Below are 18169 nucleotides of genomic sequence, written 5' to 3' on the forward strand. Positions count from 1 at the left end.
AGATGGCTGCATTCACATACGCTCCGGCGATTGTCCTGCTGCCGTTTGTATCGTTCCTCGTCGCGCTGTTTGCCGGCGACCGCATGCCGAAAGGCGGCGCGCTCGCAGGCATCACCGCGACGGGTGGATCGCTCCTGCTGTCGATCTGGGTCGCGCTGACAGTGGCCGGCGGTGAAGTCCACAACGAGATGCTGTACACGTGGACCGCAAGCGTCGAGTCACTCCGGCTGAACTTCGGCCTGCTACTTGACCCGCTGTCGGCGCTCATGCTGCTTATCGTCTGTCTCATCTCGTTCCTCGTCCACATATTCTCACTTGGCTACATGAACGACGAGGGCGAGACTGGCCTCCCGCGCTATTACGCCGGACTCGGCCTGTTCACAGCAAGTATGCTCGGGTTTGTTGTCGCCAACAACCTCCTGATGGCGTTCATGTTCTTCGAGCTGGTGGGCCTGTGTTCGTACCTGCTCATCGGCTTCTGGTTCCGTCAGGATGGCCCGCCGAGCGCCGCGAAGAAAGCGTTCCTGGTCACCCGCTTCGGTGACTACTTCTTCCTCATCGGCGTCGTCGGCATCTTCGCTACGTTCGGGACTGGCCTGTTCGCCCCGATTACGCAGGGCGGCGAAGTGGTCGCCGAGAGCTTCCCGATGCTGGCCGAACACGCCATCGTTGAGGGCGAGGTTGAGGGCATCGCGATGCTGGAGACGGTCGGCATGGGCCCACAGGCCTGGTTCACCGTGCTCGGCCTCCTCGTGCTTGGCGGCGTTGTCGGCAAGTCCGCGCAGTTCCCGCTGCACACGTGGCTACCCGACGCGATGGAAGGTCCGACGCCGGTCTCAGCGCTGATTCACGCGGCGACGATGGTCGCAGCCGGTGTGTACCTCGTCGCGCGTATGTACGGCTTCTACGCGCTCTCGCCGACGGCACTGGCCGTCATCGCTCTTATCGGCGGCTTCACCGCACTGTTTGCGGCAACGATGGGCCTGGTCAAACAGGAAATCAAGCAAGTGCTCGCGTACTCCACTATCTCGCAGTACGGATACATGATGCTCGCGCTGGGATCGGGTGGCTACGTGGCCGCGGTCTTCCACCTGACGACCCACGCCGTGTTCAAGGCGCTGCTGTTCCTCGGTGCAGGGTCGGTCATCATCGCCATGCACCACAACGAGAACATGTGGGACATGGGCGGTCTGAAAGATCGGATGCCGGTGACCTACTGGACGTTCCTCGCCGGCTCGCTCGCACTGGCCGGTATTGTTCCGTTCGCCGGCTTCTGGTCCAAGGACGAGGTGCTGTACGAGGCACTCATCCACGGCTTCGGCACTGAGGGTGGCCTCGGCACGGTCTACCTCGCCGCGTACGCGATGGGGCTGCTGGCCGTGTTCTTCACCGGCTTCTACACCTTCCGGATGGTGTACCTGACCTTCCACGGCGACGCGCGCTCGGACACCGCACGTGACCCCGAGCCAGTCCGCTGGAACGTCAAGGGCCCGCTGACGGTGCTTGGCATCCTCGCCACGACGATCGGGTTCATCAACATGAAGCCCGTCGCGGAACTGACCGGTGCGCACATCGACTTCCTGCACGTGTGGCTCAACGGCCCTGAAGAGGGTGGCTGGCCCGCGGCGCTCAACACTGGACTGCACCACTACGAGACGCTCCTGCACGACGTGGCTCACGTTGCAGCGGGCTACCCGCTCGGTGAGACAACGACGCTGCTCGCCTCTGCGGGGGTTTCGCTGGCTCTCGCACTTGCTGGCGTGCTCGTCGCGCGGAGCCTCTATGCCGGTGCCGACCCAGTCGAGCATACCGACAAGCTTGGCGGTCTGAAGACGCTACTCATGCACAACTACTATCAGGACGAATATCAGGTGTGGCTCGCGACGGGTGTCACCTACCCGCTCGCCCGTGTGATGAACAAGTTCGACCAGGGTGTCGTTGACGGTGTCGTCAACGGCATCTCCAGCGTGAGCCTGTTCGGCGGCAGCCGCATCCGACGCATCCAGTCCGGCGTCGTCAGCAACTACGCGACGCTGCTGACGCTTGGACTCGTGCTCTTGCTTGCTGCCTTTGGCGTCATGGGAGGGTGGTTCTAGATGTGGGTCGCCGCGCTCCTGCTTGTGACCCTGCTGGGAACCGGGCTCGTGTTCCTCTCGCCTGACCGGTACGCCGGAAAGCTCGCCGCAGCCGTCAGTGCGGTGCCGGCGCTCGGTAGCATCTACATGTACTGGGTGTACCTCACGCAGTACGGCGGCACGGGGAATGCCCTCCTGTCACCCGCTGACATCGCGTTCGGCCAGCAGATCCCATGGATCACGCTGGGTGAACTGGAAGTGTCGTACTACGTCGGCCTCGACGGCATTAGCATGCCGCTGCTTGCGCTGACGACGGTCCTGACGACGCTCGCCATCGTGTCCGCGTGGACGCCTATCGACGAGCGCCAGTCCCAGTTCTACGGACTGATGCTGTTCATGGAAGTGAGCCTCATCGGCGTGTTCTCCGCGCTCGATTTCTTCCTCTGGTTCGTCTTCTGGGAGGGCGTCCTCATCCCAATGTATCTGCTCATCGGTATCTGGGGCGGCCCGCGCCGGAAGTACGCCGCGATCAAGTTCTTCGTCTACACGAACGTGGCGTCGCTGGTCATGTTCGCGGGCCTGTTCGCGCTCGTGTTCAGCACTGACCTCACGTCGCTGTCCCTGCCCGCGATGGCCGAGGCGTTCCGTACCGCAAGCGGACTCCCGACCATCGCCGGCGTGAACCTGATGACCATCTCCTTCATCCTGATGTTCTTCGGGTTCGCAGTGAAGGTGCCCGTCTTCCCGCTGCACACGTGGCTCCCTGACGCTCACGTCGAAGCCCCGACGCCGGTGTCGGTCATGCTGGCCGGCGTCCTCCTGAAGATGGGGACCTACGCACTGTTGCGGTTCAACTTCACGATGCTCGCTGACACGGCACGTCAGCTCGCGGTTCCGCTGGCGATTATCGGCGTTGTCAGCGTTATCTACGGCGCAATGCTCGCGCTGGCACAGCGCGACCTCAAACGCATCGTCGCCTACTCCTCGATTTCGTCGATGGGTTATGTCATCCTAGGTCTCGTCGCGTTCACGCCCTACGGCATGGGCGGGGCGACCTTCCAGATGATCGCCCACGGCCTCATTTCGGGGCTGATGTTCATGGCTGTCGGTGTCATCTACAACACGACGCACACGCGCATGGTCGGCGATATGTCCGGCCTCGCGGACCGGATGCCTTGGACGGTCGGCATCTTCGTCGCCGCCGCCTTCGGCTACATGGGCCTGCCGCTGATGGCCGGCTTCGCCGGGGAGTACTTCATCTTCCAGGGTTCGTTCAACGCGCCGACGCTCGGTGGGGCTGCACCGGTACTGACCTCGCTGGCGATGTTCGGCATCGTCATTGTCGCCGGCTATCTGCTGTGGGCCATGCAGCGCACGCTGTTCGGTGGCTTCAATCTGGAGACGGACTACGAGGTCAGCCCGGCCGCGTTCCACGATGTCGCGCCGCTGGCCGTGTTGCTCCTGCTAGTCATCGCACTCGGTGTCGCACCGGACCTCTCCTTTGCCATGATACAGGACTCGATATCACCAGTTCTCGAAATCGGAGGTGGTGCATAGATGGTCGCACTCCCTGACTGGATGGCGCTCGCCCCGGCGCTCTCGCTGGGCCTCGCCTCCTTAGTGCTGCTGCTAGCGGACTCGATTAATCCGGACTCGACGAACACGGGGCTGCTGGCCGGTATCTCGGTACTCGGCTCCCTGCTTTCCTTCGGGTTCGCCGGGTGGTTCATCACCGCCGGAACCGGGATTGCCGATAGCACTGGCGTCGCTTTGTTCAACAGCCAGCTCGTCGTCGACCAGATGGCCCTGTTCTTCATGGCCATCGTCGGTAGCGTCACGACGCTGGTCGTGCTCGCGAGCTACGACTACATCGCTGAACACAGCTACCAGGCCGAGTTCTTCGCACTGGTCCTGCTGTCCGCGACTGGGATGAGTCTCCTTAGTGCGACCAACAGCTTGGCAACGGCCTTTGTCGCACTCGAACTAGTGTCACTGCCGTCCTACGCGCTCGTTGCCTTCCTCAAGGAGAACAAGGGCAGCGTCGAGGCGGGGCTGAAGTACTTCCTCATCGGCGCAGTGTCCTCGGCGGTGCTGGCTTACGGTATCTCGCTGGTGTACGCTGCGACGGGTGTGCTTCGATTCGACGGCGTCGCGACGGCTATTTCCAGTGGCACGGTCCAGACCATCGTCGACGGGTCGATACAGGCCCAGTCTGGTGACCCTGCTGTCCCGATGGCAATCCTCGGCGTCGGTATCCTGATGATTATCGGCGGCGTTGCGTTCAAGACTGCCTCCGTGCCGTTCCACTTCTGGGCCCCCGAAGCGTACGAAGGCGCGCCAGCGCCGATCTCGGCGTTCCTCTCCTCGGCGTCGAAGGCTGCCGGTTTCGTGCTGGCGTTCCGCGCCTTTGCCGTCGCGTTCCCCATCGGTGACCTGCTCGCCGCTGGCGGGGCGATCAACTGGGTGATGGCGTTCCAGATCCTCGCCATCGCGACGATGTTCATCGGGAACTTCGCCGCTGCGACTCAGGAGACGGTCAAGCGAATGCTGGCTTACTCCAGTATTGGCCACGCTGGCTACGTCCTCATCGGACTCGCCGCCGTGTCCAGCTCCGGCGAAGGGCTGAGTTTCAGCATGAGTGCGGGGATGTCCCACTTGCTCGTCTACGGCTTCATGAACACGGGCGCATTCCTGTTCATTGCGCTGGCCGAGTACTGGGGCGTCGGTCGCCGCTTCGAGGACTACAACGGCCTCGGCAGGGAAGCGCCGGTCGCCTGCGCGGCGATGACGGTGTTCCTGTTCAGCCTCGCTGGCCTGCCGATCGGCGGCGGGTTCTTCTCGAAGTTCTACCTGTTCCAGGCAACGCTCAACGTCAGCGCGTGGTCACTGGCCGCCGCGCTCATCATCAACAGCGCGCTTAGCCTGTACTACTACTCCCGCGTCGTCAAGGCGATGTGGATCGAGGAACCGACCGGCAGCCGGACCATCGAGTCGTACCCGATGGGGCTGTACACCGCTGTGGTGGGTGCCGCCATCGTGACGGTGCTACTCGTCCCCGGTTTCAACCGCGTCTCCGAAATCGCGTTCCAAGCCGCACAGTTGCTGTAACAGACGGCTGCCTTCCGTTTCTCTCGTTCGTCCAATACGACAGCGGCTTACGCTGACTCGTAAACGAACACGCCGCCGCTCTCGCGTTTTTTAACACGATCAGTGACTTCGAGTACGTCCAAGTGGCCGACAGCCTCGCTCATCCCGGCGAAATACTCCGTTGCAGGCAAGTCGCCGAACAGCGCAGTCATCACGTCGCTCGGCGTCGTCGCCCCGCCGGAAACGATGTCGGCGACCTCCGCGGTGCGCTGGTCGTGTTCCGCGAGGATATCGTCAATGCGTTCCTGCGGTGATTCAACGGGCTCGCGGTGACCGGTGAGAAAACGGTCGTGGCCCTGCTCGCGGAGCCATCGCAGCGAGTCATTAAATGCCGGTAACACCTTCGGGCGCGCTCCGCTTTCGTCGGGCACCTGAAGGAATGGATTGGGCGTGATATCAGCTAGCACGTTGTCGCCGACGACCGCTTCACGGCGGCCCTGAAAGTCATACGAGAAGATGATTTCGCCCGCAGAGTGGCCTTGCACGGTGTCGACCGTGAGTTCTGTATCGTCGACGGTGACGGTATCACCAGCTACGAGCGCGTGGTCGGTGTCGACGCTCTGGGCGTAGGGCAGGAAGGCTTCCGGTAGCTGTGTGACCGTTTCGGCAGTCTCGCGTGAGACACCACACCGCTCGAAGAAATCCGCGAAGTAGGACTGTTCGGTGTGTAGTTGTGCCGCAAAATCGCGCATGATTTCTGCTCCCGGTTCGCTGGCGACGATACGAGCCCCCCGCTCGGCGAACCGGTTCGCCATGCCGAAATGGTCCGGATGCGGGTGTGTGACTAGCACCTGCTCAATGTCATCCGGAGACAGCTCCCGCGCTTCAAGCGCTTCGACCAGACGCGACCACGCTTCCTCGCTGTCGGGGCCCGGATCGACGATAGTTCGTCGCGCAATGTATGCATTGACCGGCCCGACCTGAAACGGCGTCGGAATTGACACCCGTGTGAACATATCTCCTCGTTGCAGGTGGTGGCGCAAAACAGTTCGTACCCGCACGACACGTTTACTACCGTGCCTGCTCGTTGTCCCTCGGTTAGCCGTAGTTCCCCATTGTTTTCTGGGCACAAAAGATATATTCGTCCTTCGCGTAGGGACAGATATGAACAAACACTTCGAAGACGCACGATATTACCTGAAGCGCGCCGGCAAAACCGCCACCAAGGGCGTCAAAGAGGAACTCGAACCGGTCGAGGAACGGTTCCGAGAACTCACCGGGAAGGAAGTAGAGCCAGAACCCAGCCGACTGGAGGCCGTCAAGGCCGACCTGAAGGAACTGCAGGGAAAAGCAGAGGGCGAAGCCGAGGAAGCGCTCGCTGACGCACGCAGAAAGATCGGCGAATACCGCGGCAAGGAAGAGCCGGAAGCGTAGTCGGAAAGCAATTCTTAAGGGATGCGCTCGAATAGAATTGAGTGCGTCGGGTTGGTGATCTAGTTCGGTTATGATACCTCCTTCACACGGAGGAAGTCGGCGGTTCGAATCCGCCCCAACCCATCCGTTCGCTTCCCACGTTTCTCAAGGAACGAATCCTGAAATCGTACAAAGTTTTGTCCTTTTGCCGGACTGCTTTCCGCGTCCCCTCACCGGGCGTGTGCGAGCGCATAGTAGGTAATTCCGCACGCGAAAAATTTCTGGCTTTCAGCCAGACTCTTCGTCACACAATTCACTACGAAACGTCTCACTTAGGCTTTCGAAGCCCACGCCGGGGGATGGACGGTCGTCTGTCCCCGTTCAGTGAATTTGAGACTGACGGTCACGGTCACTGGCCGCCCATCACGACTCGTCGCGTAGGAGACGTGGTACTCGTGGACGAACCCCTCAGGGCTAATGAGCGCCGAAAACTCATAGTTCGAGGCGTTCGCATATGCTGAGGAGGTGTCCGGCTCACCGACTGACTCCACCCGGTAGAGCGTCGTACCGTTGCGTTCAATCGTCTCCGTAACCGTTGTATTACTTGCAACCAATTTTGAGTAGACGTCCCCGTATCGTTCCTTCCCGGGTGTCGCTGCCTTCTCCGCGCCAACGTGTGCGACCGTTCCATTCTCGTAAACCGTTCGTTGGACGAGCATTGAGTCGTTCCGGAACACGGTTATCGCACGAATCGAGTTCCGTTCGGAACCCCCAATGTGCAACTCATAGAGGTACTGCCCACCGTGGCCGCGTTTCATCGTCGTCGAGTGGTTTTGGAGAAGGGTTCCATCAGCGCGAATCGACCGATAGGAGCGCTTCGTGTACGTGGTGTTCGTAAAGTGGTCGCGGTGGGCCTTCGTCAGCGCCCATGCGTCAGTTACGCCTGATTCGGTAAGCCCGGGTGCGAGTGCTGATGTGTTCTCGCCGCTCGTCGGTGACGGTGTTACGGTCGGCGACCATGGTGCCCCACTACACCCCGCAAGAACGATGAAAACGGCGACGAATACTGTCGGTCGAATACGCCTGGGCAAATCCACTCTTAATTGACATTATTGCATTCATCACCGATATGATTTAGGGACATAGAGACGACCTTGGAGTTCTCACATTCGTGATAGGAAAGCGTACGACCGTTTGGACCATTCTGGTAATGAGGAATTGCCACACAGTAGGCAGTGAATCTACCCAAATCAGCCTCGGGGAACGCATCGCGAAGCTGTTACCGTCCTCCTAGCGCTGCAGAGGTACAGATAGCGGTCGGTTGCGCGCAGCCCGACAGTTTTTACCGCTCGGTAAACAAGGGAGCGTATGACCGAAAGTGAGTCGCAGGCGTCGGCTGACGGGCCGCTATCCGGAGAGATGGTCCGGCATGGGACGGGCGTGAATTCGAACCGTGCGTTTCCAATGGAGAGCTATCCGTCCAATCTGGACCCGTTTGTCCTGTTCGAGCAGTTCTACATCGACCCCGACAAGGGGTTCCCGATGCACCCGCACCGCGGGTTCGAGATCGTCTCGTACATGATCGAGGGTGGAATGGAACACGAAGACTCTCTGGGCGTTGCAAACACCGCATACGAGAACGACGCGATGCGTATCACGGCCGGCAGTGGGATACGTCACTCCGAATTCCCCGCCGACGGGCAGGCTTGTACCGGACTCCAGCTCTGGGTGAATCTGCCGCAGGCGGAGAAGGACGCTGACCCGGACTACGTCGACGCGACATCCGACACGCTGCCGACGGCGGAACAGGATGGCGCGACGGTCACGACAGTCATCGGCGAGGGCTCACCGATCAGCCTCCATACGCCGATGGAGTATCTTGATGTCGCTGTGGCCGACGCGTGGACGTGGTCGGTTCCGGAGGGGTGGTCTGGGTTCCTCTACGGTGTCGCGGGTAGCGGGACGGTTGAGGGGTATTCGTTCACTGACGGTGATGTCCTGCCGATCACTGACGCGCGGTCAGTGGCACTCCGAAGTGATGACTCACTCCGTGTCGTCGCCGTCTCGGGTCGCCCGCACGGCGAGCCGATTCGACAGCGCGGCCCGTACGTTCTATAGGTTGGCGGTGCGGGGTGGTTCAGGGCCAGACGTGAGGATTCGACTATATTTTACCAGATGGTAAAACTCTTCTGTGGTCGGTCCATGACTCCTAATATGGCAGATGTAGCAGTCGTCGGCGGCGGCCCCGCCGGCCTGAGTGCGGCACAGTACGCTGCGAAGAACGACCTCGAAACGATCACCTTCGATACGGACGAGTCGTGGATGCACAAGGCGCACCTGTTCAACTACCCCGCAGTGCGCTCCATTAGCGGCGAGGAGTTCCTCACAATCGCTCGCGGGCAGGCCGAGGACCGTGGCGCGACGCTGTACGAGACAGCAGTCACGGCCATCGAACAGACTGATGACGGATTTGTCCTCACGACGGACGACGACGAGTACACCGCGGAGTACGTCGTCCTCGCGACTGGTGGCGACCGGAGCCTCGCCGAGGACCTCGGCTGTGCGTTCACCGATGAGGATGTCGTCGACGTGACCGTCGATATGGAAACGTCGGTCGAGAACGTGTACGCGACCGGTGCGATGGGTCGAGCAGAGAAGTGGCAGGCGGTTATCGCGGCCGGTGACGGTGCTGCCGCTGTCCTCGACATTCTCTCGAAAGAGAAAGGCGAGTACTACCACGACTTCGATATGCCGTCAGACGTGCCGGAACTCTAACGATGCAGCCAGAATCTACTACCACAATGAATCCCGCTACTATCTCGAATCGGACCGTTGGAAACGCTCGTGCGGTCTCGGTGGTGAGTTTGTGATGGCGCCCGAACTCAACGTCGTGTTGCTCGTCGTCGGCCGCGTCCTCTTTGGCGGCGTGCTCGCATTCACCGGGCTGAGCCACTTCACACAGACAGAACAGATGGCCGGCTACGCCGAGTATAAGGGCCTCCCGGCGCCGAAATTCTCCGTCCTCGCGTCCGGCGGGCTTCTCATCCTCGGCGGGCTCGGTGTGACAGTGGGCGTCTTCCCGGTCGTCGCAGCGGTCGCCCTCGCCGCGTTCCTCGTCGTCTCGGCCATCGCGATGCACGACTTCTGGGCCGTGCCGGACGAGGACCGGCAGGACGAACTGAATAGTTTCCTGAAGAACGTCACGCTCGCTGGCGGTGCACTCGTTGTCGCGGCATCGGCAACCGGGACGTGGGCGCTCAGCGTCGGCATCAGCCCCCTCTGACGCTGTCTTTTCAGGCCGATCTACTGCGGTGGGTACAGCGAGTCGAGAATGAAGTCGTTGACGGCGCGCTTGGCTTCGTCGGGTGCGTCTTCGTGGCCGAGCGCGATCCGCCGGCCGCGGGCCGCGTGAATTACGTCCGTGATGAGCTGGCCCATCAGTTCAGCGTCGACATCGCGAAACGTACCCTGTTCGATCCCGTCCTCAATGACGGTGGAGATGCTTTCACGAAGGCGGTCGTAGTGCTCGTTGAACAGCGCCCGGTGCTCCTCGTCGTTTTGCGCGTAGGCGTACAGTTCGTGGTACACTTTCATGCGGTCCCAGTGCGAGAAGTCGTCGAACTCCGGGCCGAACAGGCATCGGTCGATGCGGACCTCAAGCTCTGTTCGAGGGTCGGTTTCGTCGTCAACCTCGACGCTTCCCTCGTACTGGTCGATAATGTACTCCAGAAACGACGAGATCAGGTCGTACTTGCCGTCGAAATGATAGTGGATCACCTGCCGAGACATATCCATTTCCTCGCCGATGTCCCGGACCCGCAAGTCCTTGTAGCCGTGCTTGCTCAGCGCCCGAAAGGTGGCCTCCATAATGACTTCCCGGGTGTCCTGTGGCGTGCTCTGCCCGTCCGATTCGCTCATGGCCTGTTTTATCGTGGTAGGCACATATCGGTTTCTCCATCCGCACCGGGACCGGTAAGCCGCCGTTGGCCAAGGCGTGTTCGCTTCCGCTACTGCTGACGCTCACTTCACTCAGGCGCGTTCAACGAACCGAGCGTCAGCGGAGGTGTGGCCCCGGTTGAACGATAGCACCTTCGCTCGGATCACGTCACCAGCTGATACTGACGATGGCACGTCTTCGGTGAACAGGACGAAGCCCTCGACTTTCCCAACGGCGACGCGGTCGCCGGAGTGGTGGTCGCTAAACTCAGTGATGCCGAACTCATAGGTCTCCCCGAGCTCGACCGGCGGTTCTCGCTTCTTTGCGGTCTCGTGAGCGCGTTTCGACGCACTGCTGGATGAGCGGCGGGTAATTGCAAACGCCAGTGCGAGGCCCACGGCGAGGGCGGCCCCGCCGGCAGCGAGCCAGATCGGTTCCATGCCAGAGATTGCAGGACGAGCGGATTAATACCTTTCAGAGTTCGGCGACAGCGCTTACAGTCCGAGGCGGTCCAGAATTCCGCCGCCGGAGTCCGGGTCCCCGCCCGCGGAGTCCCACTCTGTCGGTAGTTCGGCCGCAAGCGACGTGACCTCGTCGTCACTGTAGCGGGGGTCCTCCGTCGCGTCGTCAAGCCAGTCCGCCCACTCTTCGGCCGTCATCTGTCCGTGGGAATCGACCTCCCACTGGTCGACGAGCGCCTCCCGGTCGTGGAACGGGATGTCCATGCCGCTGTCACCCCAGTACAGTGGGGAGAGCGCGAACTCGTGGGTGTCGTCCTCCAGCCAGACGAGCCGGTAGGGGTAGTCGTTGTAGCAGAACACGTCATCGGGCGAAACGACATCGCCGTTGGGGAGCTCCAGGGTCTGAGACATTGTATTACAGTTGGGGCTACCCACGCTTCAGGGTTATGTGTCGGTAGAACTACTGGAGCAGCTAGATGCCCGCCGCTACGCGAGCGGGTCGCACAGCGCCCACTCGTCCGTCTTGGGGTCGAGGTTCGAAGGTTCTGCGCCGCGGTCGGTTACGATGCCGGCGTGGTAGTAGATCGCCTTCAATTGGAACACAGTGGGGGCGTGATAGACGCTGCCGTCGGTGAGTTCCGAACGGCGGAGTTCACCGTCGCCAGTCAGAACGCGCTGGCGGACCGCCTCGTCACCACGGAGGAACAGTTCGACGGTGAACTCGGGGTGCAGCGCGTGGAGGTACTCGACAAACTCGACGAGCGACGGGGACTCGTAGCTGTCCCGGTGGCAGGCGTAGAGCCCGTCAACGAGGAGTTCCGTGGCTGGGTAGTCGGAGACGACGCGACGGACGAGCTGGCCCCACTGTGGTGCGATGTCGATGAACCGCCTTCGGGAGCGCTGCCAGTCCTCGAACCTGCAGAGTGCGGCGTCGATGTCGCCGACCGTCCGGAGCGCGAACCGGACAACCTCCCGACCCAGCGGCGTCAGCGTGAGCGTTCCCTGTCCGGTGTCGATCAGGTTCAGAAACGCCGCACCGGCAAGAGCGCCGTCAACGGCCCCAACGACGTGGGAAGAAAGCAGATCCCGTGCGTCGCAGTCGTGGTGGACGGCCAGCGGCACCGCGATGTAGTTTTTCGGATGATTGAGTCCGAAGTTCTGGCCGGCGACGCCCTGGGCGCTGGCCTGGAACCGGATGGCTGATGCGGCGTCCATCGACCCGTGGCCGACCACGCGGGGCCGTTCCAGAACTGCCACTGAGCCGTCTGATTCGACGCCCAGCACGCCGACGTTCAGCTCACGGGCCATCGTCCGCGCGGCGGTGGAGATACCGCTCCGGGGCGCGGTCAGGAAGGCCACGTTGGCCTCGTTAAGCCGGTCGTGGGCCTGCACGACTCCACGTTCGGCGTCGACGCCGCCGTTGCCCGTGTAGCCCTTTGCCTCGACGGCGATCAGCGGCGGCCGGTCACCGAGTCGGTCGACGGACAGCAGGTCCGTCGAGAGCGCCTGTACGCCGACGAGGTCGGGATAGCCTGTTCCGACACGGACGTGGTTGAACGGCGCGAGCGTCGCCTGTACGGACGCCTCGATGGGCGTGTCGTCCAGCCAGCGCTGCTGTGCGAACTGCGTGTCCGCGACGACGTAGGCGTCCTCGCAGTCCGTGAACAGCCGGTCTTTCGTCCGGGCGAGTACCTGTGGCTCGGAGAGCCCCGACGCCGTTGTGGCCATAACCGGCGTTCACACAGGGCGGACATGAGTGTTCTGTCCCCGGACGAGCGACAGCAGGCATCTGGTGCAGTGCTACACCACCCGACGGCGGTATCTACCATAGCACAGTAACAGGACGAGATGACAGCGATGCGGTCGAACAACCGACAGGGCGGATGCGAAAAATGGGAATGTCTCTGCTGGTCGTCAGTACTGGTGGAGCGGCTGTTGGCGGATTTTGGCCCGTAACTCCCCGATTGAAGGGTCGCCGTCACCGCCGAACTGCTGTGTTACGGAGTGGACCTCCTCGCGGGAGATTTTGACGTTGCCCTGCTCGATGACATCGGCGGGTCGTTCGCGGAGTTCACGGATCGTGCCGACCGCAAGCAGGAACGGAATGGCCCACGCTGAGAGGGTGTTGCCGCGGGTTTCGGGCATGGCTTCGAGCCACGCCTGCGCGTCGTCGAGATAGCCCTCTGCTCGCTCGGTCACCTGCTCGATGACGGGGACCAGCGAGTCGACATTGTCTGTGTCGCTCACGTCGCTGTGGTCAAGGCCCTGCTCGTGGAGCAGTTCAAGCGGGAGGTAGACGTTGTTTTCTTCTTCCATGTCCGTCGCGGCGTCCTTGGCGACGTTGACGAGCTGGAGCAGCAGGGCAAAGGAGCGGGCGTTTTCCTCCATCTGGGCGATCTGCTCGTCGGTGGCTTCGTGGGAGACCAGCCCGGTCACCAGCGTCCCGACGGTACCAGCGGCGTACCAGCAGTACTCTTCGAGTTCGTCGAGCGTCTTGATTCGAAGCCCACCGGCATCGGCGTAGCGGTCGACGAACATCGCCATCCCATCGACGAGTTCCCGGACCGGCCCGCGGATGGTCTGCGTGGAGTGGTCGTCAAGCGTCTGAAACACGTCGACGATACGGCCTGCGTTCTCGACGACTTCCCAGTCCGCGTTCGTCGTCGTGGGTATCCACTCCCCGACGGCGTCGTGGAACGACGACACCGTCGTCCCGCTCGACGGTTCGAGCGAGCGGCTGTACGTCTGTAGGAGTTCGGTCTGTACCGCTGGAGGGAGGTGACCGGCGTCCTCAATCGTGTCAGCCACACGGCAAAGTAGATAGCCCAGACAGATGTCCCGGGCCATCGGTTCGTTGAGTTCCGAAATTGTGAGACTAAACGTCCGCGACACACGATGGACAGCATCGTAGCACCACTCGATGTCTTCCGAAGACGACCGGTCTGTGTGGTTCTGAGACATTCCCGACATCCGGGGTAGGGCATACGATGATAAAAATGGGACGGCTACGGTGTCGGTTCCGTCCCGGTCACGGTTCGGTGTTCCGACAGACTCAGGAGTGTCCGAGCCTAGTTTACCGTATGAATGGCATAGTGACCGGGAGGGCACAACCGTGAACAATCAGGACGCAGTAGTGTTGGCGCTGACGGTCGTTGCTGCGATCATCCTCCCGGGCCTCGCAAACTGGGGATTCAGCATGCTCGGCTACCCCTGGGTCGGAAGCGCTGTCTGGGCGCTGGGGTACGGTCTCGGCGTCGTTTTCATCTGGTACGAGTGGGTCCGGCCGCTCGATATCACTGGGCCAGAAGGAACCGGTCGAAGTGAGGACTCGGGCGAGTAACCCGCTGCTTGACTTCGCTTGACTACCAGCTATCAGTTTTTCCTGCCAGTTCCGTCCGAAGAATACAGTTGTTGAAAAAACTTCATACAACACCCGTGGTACCCTCTCGACAAGCTTTATAGCCGTGGTCGGCCCAACGTGAGATATGACAAACGAGGCGCTCGGCGAGAGTCGTCCCGGAACGAAGGGGCGCGCCGGCTGGACACGCGAGCAGGCGAGTCGGATCAAGCGGACCGACGACACCGTTGCTCCCATCGTCTACCCACCCGAAGCCGAGCAGATCCCCGAGGTCCATATCTGGGACACCTGGTTTCTCCGTAACCGCGACGGCACGCTGGCGACGGTCGACGGCTACCGGGTCTGTTTCTCGCTGACCGCCCCATCGGACCTGTTGCCCGGCAAGCGCCACGACGTGGCGACCATCCGCTGTTTCTACTCCGACGACGGTCGCAACTGGCACAACGCCGGCCCGGTGTTCGAGGACGCGCTGGGCCAGCGCCAGTGGGCCGGGTCCGCACTGCATGACGACGACGGCAGCGTCTATCTGTTCTACACTGCGGCCGGCGAGGACGGAGCCGAGGACCTGACCTACACCCAGCGTATTGTCGGTGCAGGCGGCGGCAGCATCAACACGACCGACGGGTTCAAGCTCTCGGGTCCGTGGACTCGCCACGAACTGCTCCAGCCAGACGGCGACCGCTACGAGCGCGAAGACCAGTCCCGCGGGATGATCTACACCTTCCGGGACCCGTGGTTCTTCGAAGACCCCGAAACGGGCGAGACGTGGCTCCTGTTTGAGGCGAACACACCGGTTCCGGAGGGCAGCGACGTCTGCGGTGGCGACGCCGCACTACAGGAGTTCAACGGGAGCGTGGGCATCGCTCGCTCGCCGACGGGCGACCCGCTGGCGTGGGAGCTTGAAGACCCGCTGCTCGACGCTGTAGGCGTCAATCAGGAACTCGAACGGCCGCATATCGTGTACCGTGACGGCCTGTACTACCTCTTTATCTCCAGCCACCGCCACACGTTCGCGCCGGGGCTTGCAGGGTTCGACGCGCTGTACGGGTTCGTCGCCGAGGACCTCCGCGGCGATTACGTCCCGCTAAACGAGTCCGGCCTCGTCGCCACCAACCCCGAGAACGCGCCGTTCCAGTCCTACTCGTGGATGGCGTTCTCTCACGACGACGAGGTGCTGGTCCAGAGCTTCTTCAACTACTACGATTTCGACGGTGACACGCTGGACGAGATCGCTCATCTGTCCGAGTCCGAGCAGATGCGCCGCTTCGGCGGCTCGCTCGGCCCGACGCTCCGACTCGACGTGGAGGGGAACCGGACGCGCATTATCGGGTCGCTCGGGCACTGGCACATCCCGCTGGAGGGCGAGACGCTCCCGCTGACTGACCGAGAGCTGATTCGGCGCGGGAAAGGCAACGATACCGGTGCCGGTGGCTACGGCGCCCGAACCGAGGCTGAGCGGAAGTAGGGCGCCTCGAAGCGGGCTTTTTGCAGGAATCCGGCCGAGGCTGTCTACCAGACGGCATCCAGTTCCCAGACGTCCAGCGACGCGATAGTCGCGCGACCGCCGTCGGCCGATAGCGAGATGCCGGTGGCGTCCTCGCGAGTCGGATACACGCGGCTGGTCAGGCAGTGCCGTTCGTTGGCGAACACCTCGACGACACTCCCGTCGACGAAGACACGCAGCGACAGCGGCGCGTCATACGGTCGGACCCGCATCGTCTGGGTGTCGCCGGTCGCCTGCGGATCGGTGCTTGAGGCCGACCGGTCGACGGCGATTTCGCTCTCATAGGAGTACCGAATCGGTGTCCGCTCCTCGCTGTCCGGCGATTCGAGAACAGCCAACTCGACAGCCTCCGCGTCCTCTAGCCGGACGGTTGCGCGGAATTCGAACGACCGGCTCTCGACCGGCAACTGCTCGGTATCGCCCGCATCGAGGCGCACCACGTCGTAGCTGGTGTTGTCGCCACGTAGCTCTGTGAGTTCAGGAGCTGGCCGCTGACACAGGCCACCGTCATCGGCCAGTGACAGCTCCCGAGGCAGCGACATCGTACCAGACCAGCCGGCGTCCCACTGTCCGCTCACGTCGCGGGCCTCAGGGAGCCATCCCCATGTCAGGATGCGGCCATCGTCGGTCCACATCGACTGCGGAGCGTAGAAGTCGCCGTGGTCGAGCTTATCGCGGCGGTCGACGTCGAACTCGCCGTCTTCGTAGGTGCCGAGGAAGTACACCACGTCCTCGTAGTTCGAGATATGGAGGAGCTGTCGGTCCCCGAAATCGAGCAGTTCCGGGCACTCCCAGACGGTTCCAGCGGTGTCGCGGTCGCCAGCGAGTATCGGGCCCTGATACTCCCAGTTCCGCAGGTCTGAGGACTCGTACAGCAGCGCAGCGCCGCCGCCGCCCTCGATCCCGGCCCCGATGAGCTGGTACCAGATCCCGTCCTCGCGCCAGACGCAGTGGTCCCGGAACTCCCCTTCCCAGTCCTCGGTGCGGAGCACTTCCGGCTCGGCTGGCAACTCCTCGATGATGGGATTGGCCGGGTCCTTGTCCCAGCCCGTGAGGTCGTCATCCGCGGCGGTGGCGATACAGGGGAGCTGGCGCTTGTCGCGGCCACCCGTGTACAGCACGGTCGGGACGCCATCGTTGTCGACCGCACAGCCGGACCAGCAGCCGTCCCGGTCCGGGCCGTCGGGCGACGGTGTGAGTGCGACGGGGCGGTCCTCCCAGTGGACGAGGTCGTCGCTGACAGCGTGGCCCCAGTGGATCGTGTTGTGGAACGGCCCGGCCGGGTTGTACTGGTAGAACAGATGATAGCGACCGTTCCAGTGGATGAGCCCGTTCGGGTCGTTGAGCCAGTTCGCCGGCGGCGTCACGTGGTAAGACGGGCGACTCGGGTCGTCGCCGAGCCGGTCGCGCAGTTGCCCGAACGTGTCGACGTCCTTCGGACGGCCGGTCAGCGGGTGCCGTTCGTCCGACGCCAGAAATTCCAGCGTGTTCTCGATGAGCGTCTCACGGTTGCCCCGACACACATCGTGGGTCGGCTGGGCGAACGCAACGGACGACCCGATGCCCAGTACCTGCCCGTTGCCGGGCTCCCAAGAGAGTATTGCCATCTGTTTGACTACGTCGGTGTCGCCCCGGATTGTGCTCGCGAGCACGTCCCCTGACTGGGGCGCGATGGACTCATATCTCGCGTAGGGAATCGTGACACCGGCACCGCGGGTGTGAACGCGAAGCGTGTCGTAGTCCGCATGGATCGGGTGGTCGTCGTACAGGGCCTGCCAGAGGTGGCCGGTCGGCTCCGGGACCTCTTCCCAACCGGTGGCGTCTGGCGCGACCTCCTCAAACCCGAGCGGTTCGACAGCGGAGAGCGCGCTCAGCGTCAGCAGGAGCGCCCCGCCGTCGCGGACGTACGAGGCCAGCGTCGGTGTGTCAGTTAGCGCGCGCTCGTCGAACAGTTCGTCCCGATGCCACCAGAGGACGTCGTACTCGGTCGGCTCAACCGAGGAGAGTGCGCATCGCTCGGCATCGTCGACTGTCTCCTGACACCAGTCGTACGCTGCCGCCTGCTCGTCCGTACAGGCGTCGACGTAGAGACAGCCGATACGTGGCGAATCTGCCATTGCCCCGTTATCCCCTCGTGAAATATAAAAACATTCGGCAATCGTTTCTGAACGAATATGCACACTCTTGTGGATACCGTCGTTGATGTGGGCAGCAAAGCGCTCGACAATCCATTGGCGGCTTATACGGGAGCGTCAGCGCGGGCCGCTGTCGAAGTCGGGAGTGGCTCCGTAAAGAGATACAATAGCCAGAGCAGTGGCTGACGGCGGACTATCG

Annotated in this window: 17 protein-coding genes and 1 tRNA gene; 10 read left to right on the forward strand and 8 right to left on the reverse strand. The window is 62.4% G+C overall.

Annotated features, from left to right (window positions below):
- Positions 1–2: 2 nt before the first annotated feature.
- Genes nuoL through ACODNH_RS04580 form a run of 3 tightly spaced genes read left to right on the forward strand, consistent with a single transcriptional unit; the run spans position 3 to position 5183 of the window.
- Complete coding sequence (nuoL, locus tag ACODNH_RS04570; RefSeq protein ID WP_306707929.1) at positions 3–2096, forward strand: NADH-quinone oxidoreductase subunit L; 2094 nt, start codon at positions 3–5, stop codon at positions 2094–2096.
- Positions 2097–3632: a complex I subunit 4 family protein gene (locus ACODNH_RS04575; RefSeq protein ID WP_306707931.1), complete on the forward strand. Its 1536-nt coding sequence runs from the start codon at positions 2097–2099 to the stop codon at positions 3630–3632.
- Positions 3633–5183, forward strand: coding sequence for an NADH-quinone oxidoreductase subunit N (locus tag ACODNH_RS04580; protein WP_434530981.1), 1551 nt, complete (start codon positions 3633–3635; stop codon positions 5181–5183). It abuts the gene before it with no gap.
- Between the two features lie 47 nt (positions 5184–5230).
- Here ACODNH_RS04580 and ACODNH_RS04585 read toward each other — a convergent pair whose 3' ends face one another.
- Positions 5231–6178 (reverse strand): MBL fold metallo-hydrolase, encoded by a 948-nt coding sequence (locus ACODNH_RS04585; protein WP_434530982.1) that lies wholly within the window; start codon positions 6176–6178, stop codon positions 5231–5233.
- Between the two features lie 148 nt (positions 6179–6326).
- On the opposite strand from ACODNH_RS04585, the gene ACODNH_RS04590 reads away from it, so the two are divergent.
- Both ACODNH_RS04590 and ACODNH_RS04595 read left to right on the forward strand, forming a co-directional pair.
- Positions 6327–6596: a DUF7553 family protein gene (locus ACODNH_RS04590; RefSeq protein ID WP_434530983.1), complete on the forward strand. Its 270-nt coding sequence runs from the start codon at positions 6327–6329 to the stop codon at positions 6594–6596.
- 48 nt (positions 6597–6644) lie between these two features.
- Positions 6645–6719 (forward strand) — tRNA-Val (locus tag ACODNH_RS04595).
- Positions 6720–6907: 188 nt separating this feature from the next.
- Here ACODNH_RS04595 and ACODNH_RS04600 read toward each other — a convergent pair.
- On the reverse strand, positions 6908–7666 hold the full coding sequence (locus tag ACODNH_RS04600; protein WP_434530984.1) for a hypothetical protein: 759 nt from the start codon (positions 7664–7666) through the stop codon (positions 6908–6910).
- 277 nt (positions 7667–7943) lie between these two features.
- Here ACODNH_RS04600 and ACODNH_RS04605 point away from each other — a divergent pair, with 277 nt between their 5' ends.
- From ACODNH_RS04605 to ACODNH_RS04615, 3 genes are all read left to right on the forward strand, one after another.
- The gene (locus ACODNH_RS04605; RefSeq protein WP_306707940.1) at positions 7944–8693 is read left to right on the forward strand and encodes a pirin family protein; all 750 of its coding nucleotides are present in this window, start codon (positions 7944–7946) and stop codon (positions 8691–8693) included.
- A gap of 96 nt (positions 8694–8789) precedes the next feature.
- The gene (locus ACODNH_RS04610; RefSeq protein ID WP_306707941.1) at positions 8790–9350 is read left to right on the forward strand and encodes an NAD(P)/FAD-dependent oxidoreductase; all 561 of its coding nucleotides are present in this window, start codon (positions 8790–8792) and stop codon (positions 9348–9350) included.
- A 94-nt stretch (positions 9351–9444) separates the two neighbouring features.
- On the forward strand, positions 9445–9858 hold the full coding sequence (locus ACODNH_RS04615; RefSeq protein ID WP_306707944.1) for a DoxX family membrane protein: 414 nt from the start codon (positions 9445–9447) through the stop codon (positions 9856–9858).
- Positions 9859–9878: 20 nt separating this feature from the next.
- Here ACODNH_RS04615 and ACODNH_RS04620 read toward each other — a convergent pair whose 3' ends face one another.
- From ACODNH_RS04620 to ACODNH_RS04640, 5 genes are all read right to left on the reverse strand, one after another.
- Positions 9879–10493, reverse strand: a complete 615-nt coding sequence (locus ACODNH_RS04620; RefSeq protein ID WP_306707946.1) for a TetR/AcrR family transcriptional regulator — start codon at positions 10491–10493, stop codon at positions 9879–9881.
- Positions 10494–10604: 111 nt separating this feature from the next.
- The gene (locus ACODNH_RS04625) at positions 10605–10952 is read right to left on the reverse strand and encodes a TRAM domain-containing protein (protein WP_434530985.1); all 348 of its coding nucleotides are present in this window, start codon (positions 10950–10952) and stop codon (positions 10605–10607) included.
- 54 nt (positions 10953–11006) lie between these two features.
- Positions 11007–11384, reverse strand: a complete 378-nt coding sequence (locus tag ACODNH_RS04630; RefSeq protein WP_306707950.1) for a hypothetical protein — start codon at positions 11382–11384, stop codon at positions 11007–11009.
- 75 nt (positions 11385–11459) lie between these two features.
- Positions 11460–12701, reverse strand: coding sequence for a hypothetical protein (locus ACODNH_RS04635; RefSeq protein WP_306707952.1), 1242 nt, complete (start codon positions 12699–12701; stop codon positions 11460–11462).
- Between the two features lie 186 nt (positions 12702–12887).
- A complete protein-coding gene (locus tag ACODNH_RS04640; RefSeq protein ID WP_306707954.1) occupies positions 12888–13934 on the reverse strand; it encodes a phytoene/squalene synthase family protein in 1047 nt (348 codons plus the stop codon).
- Between the two features lie 151 nt (positions 13935–14085).
- Here ACODNH_RS04640 and ACODNH_RS04645 point away from each other — a divergent pair, with 151 nt between their 5' ends.
- Entirely contained in the window at positions 14086–14313 is a 228-nt protein-coding gene (locus ACODNH_RS04645; RefSeq protein ID WP_306707956.1) for a hypothetical protein, read from the forward strand.
- A 145-nt stretch (positions 14314–14458) separates the two neighbouring features.
- Positions 14459–15796, forward strand: coding sequence for a glycoside hydrolase family 68 protein (locus ACODNH_RS04650; protein ID WP_434530986.1), 1338 nt, complete (start codon positions 14459–14461; stop codon positions 15794–15796).
- A gap of 44 nt (positions 15797–15840) precedes the next feature.
- Here ACODNH_RS04650 and ACODNH_RS04655 read toward each other — a convergent pair whose 3' ends face one another.
- Complete coding sequence (locus ACODNH_RS04655) at positions 15841–17952, reverse strand: GH32 C-terminal domain-containing protein (RefSeq protein ID WP_306707960.1); 2112 nt, start codon at positions 17950–17952, stop codon at positions 15841–15843.
- Positions 17953–18169: the final 217 nt, after the last annotated feature.

The sequence above is a fragment of the Haloarcula sp. NS06 genome (genome assembly GCF_051122755.1).
Classification (GTDB): Archaea; Halobacteriota; Halobacteria; order Halobacteriales; family Haloarculaceae; genus Haloarcula.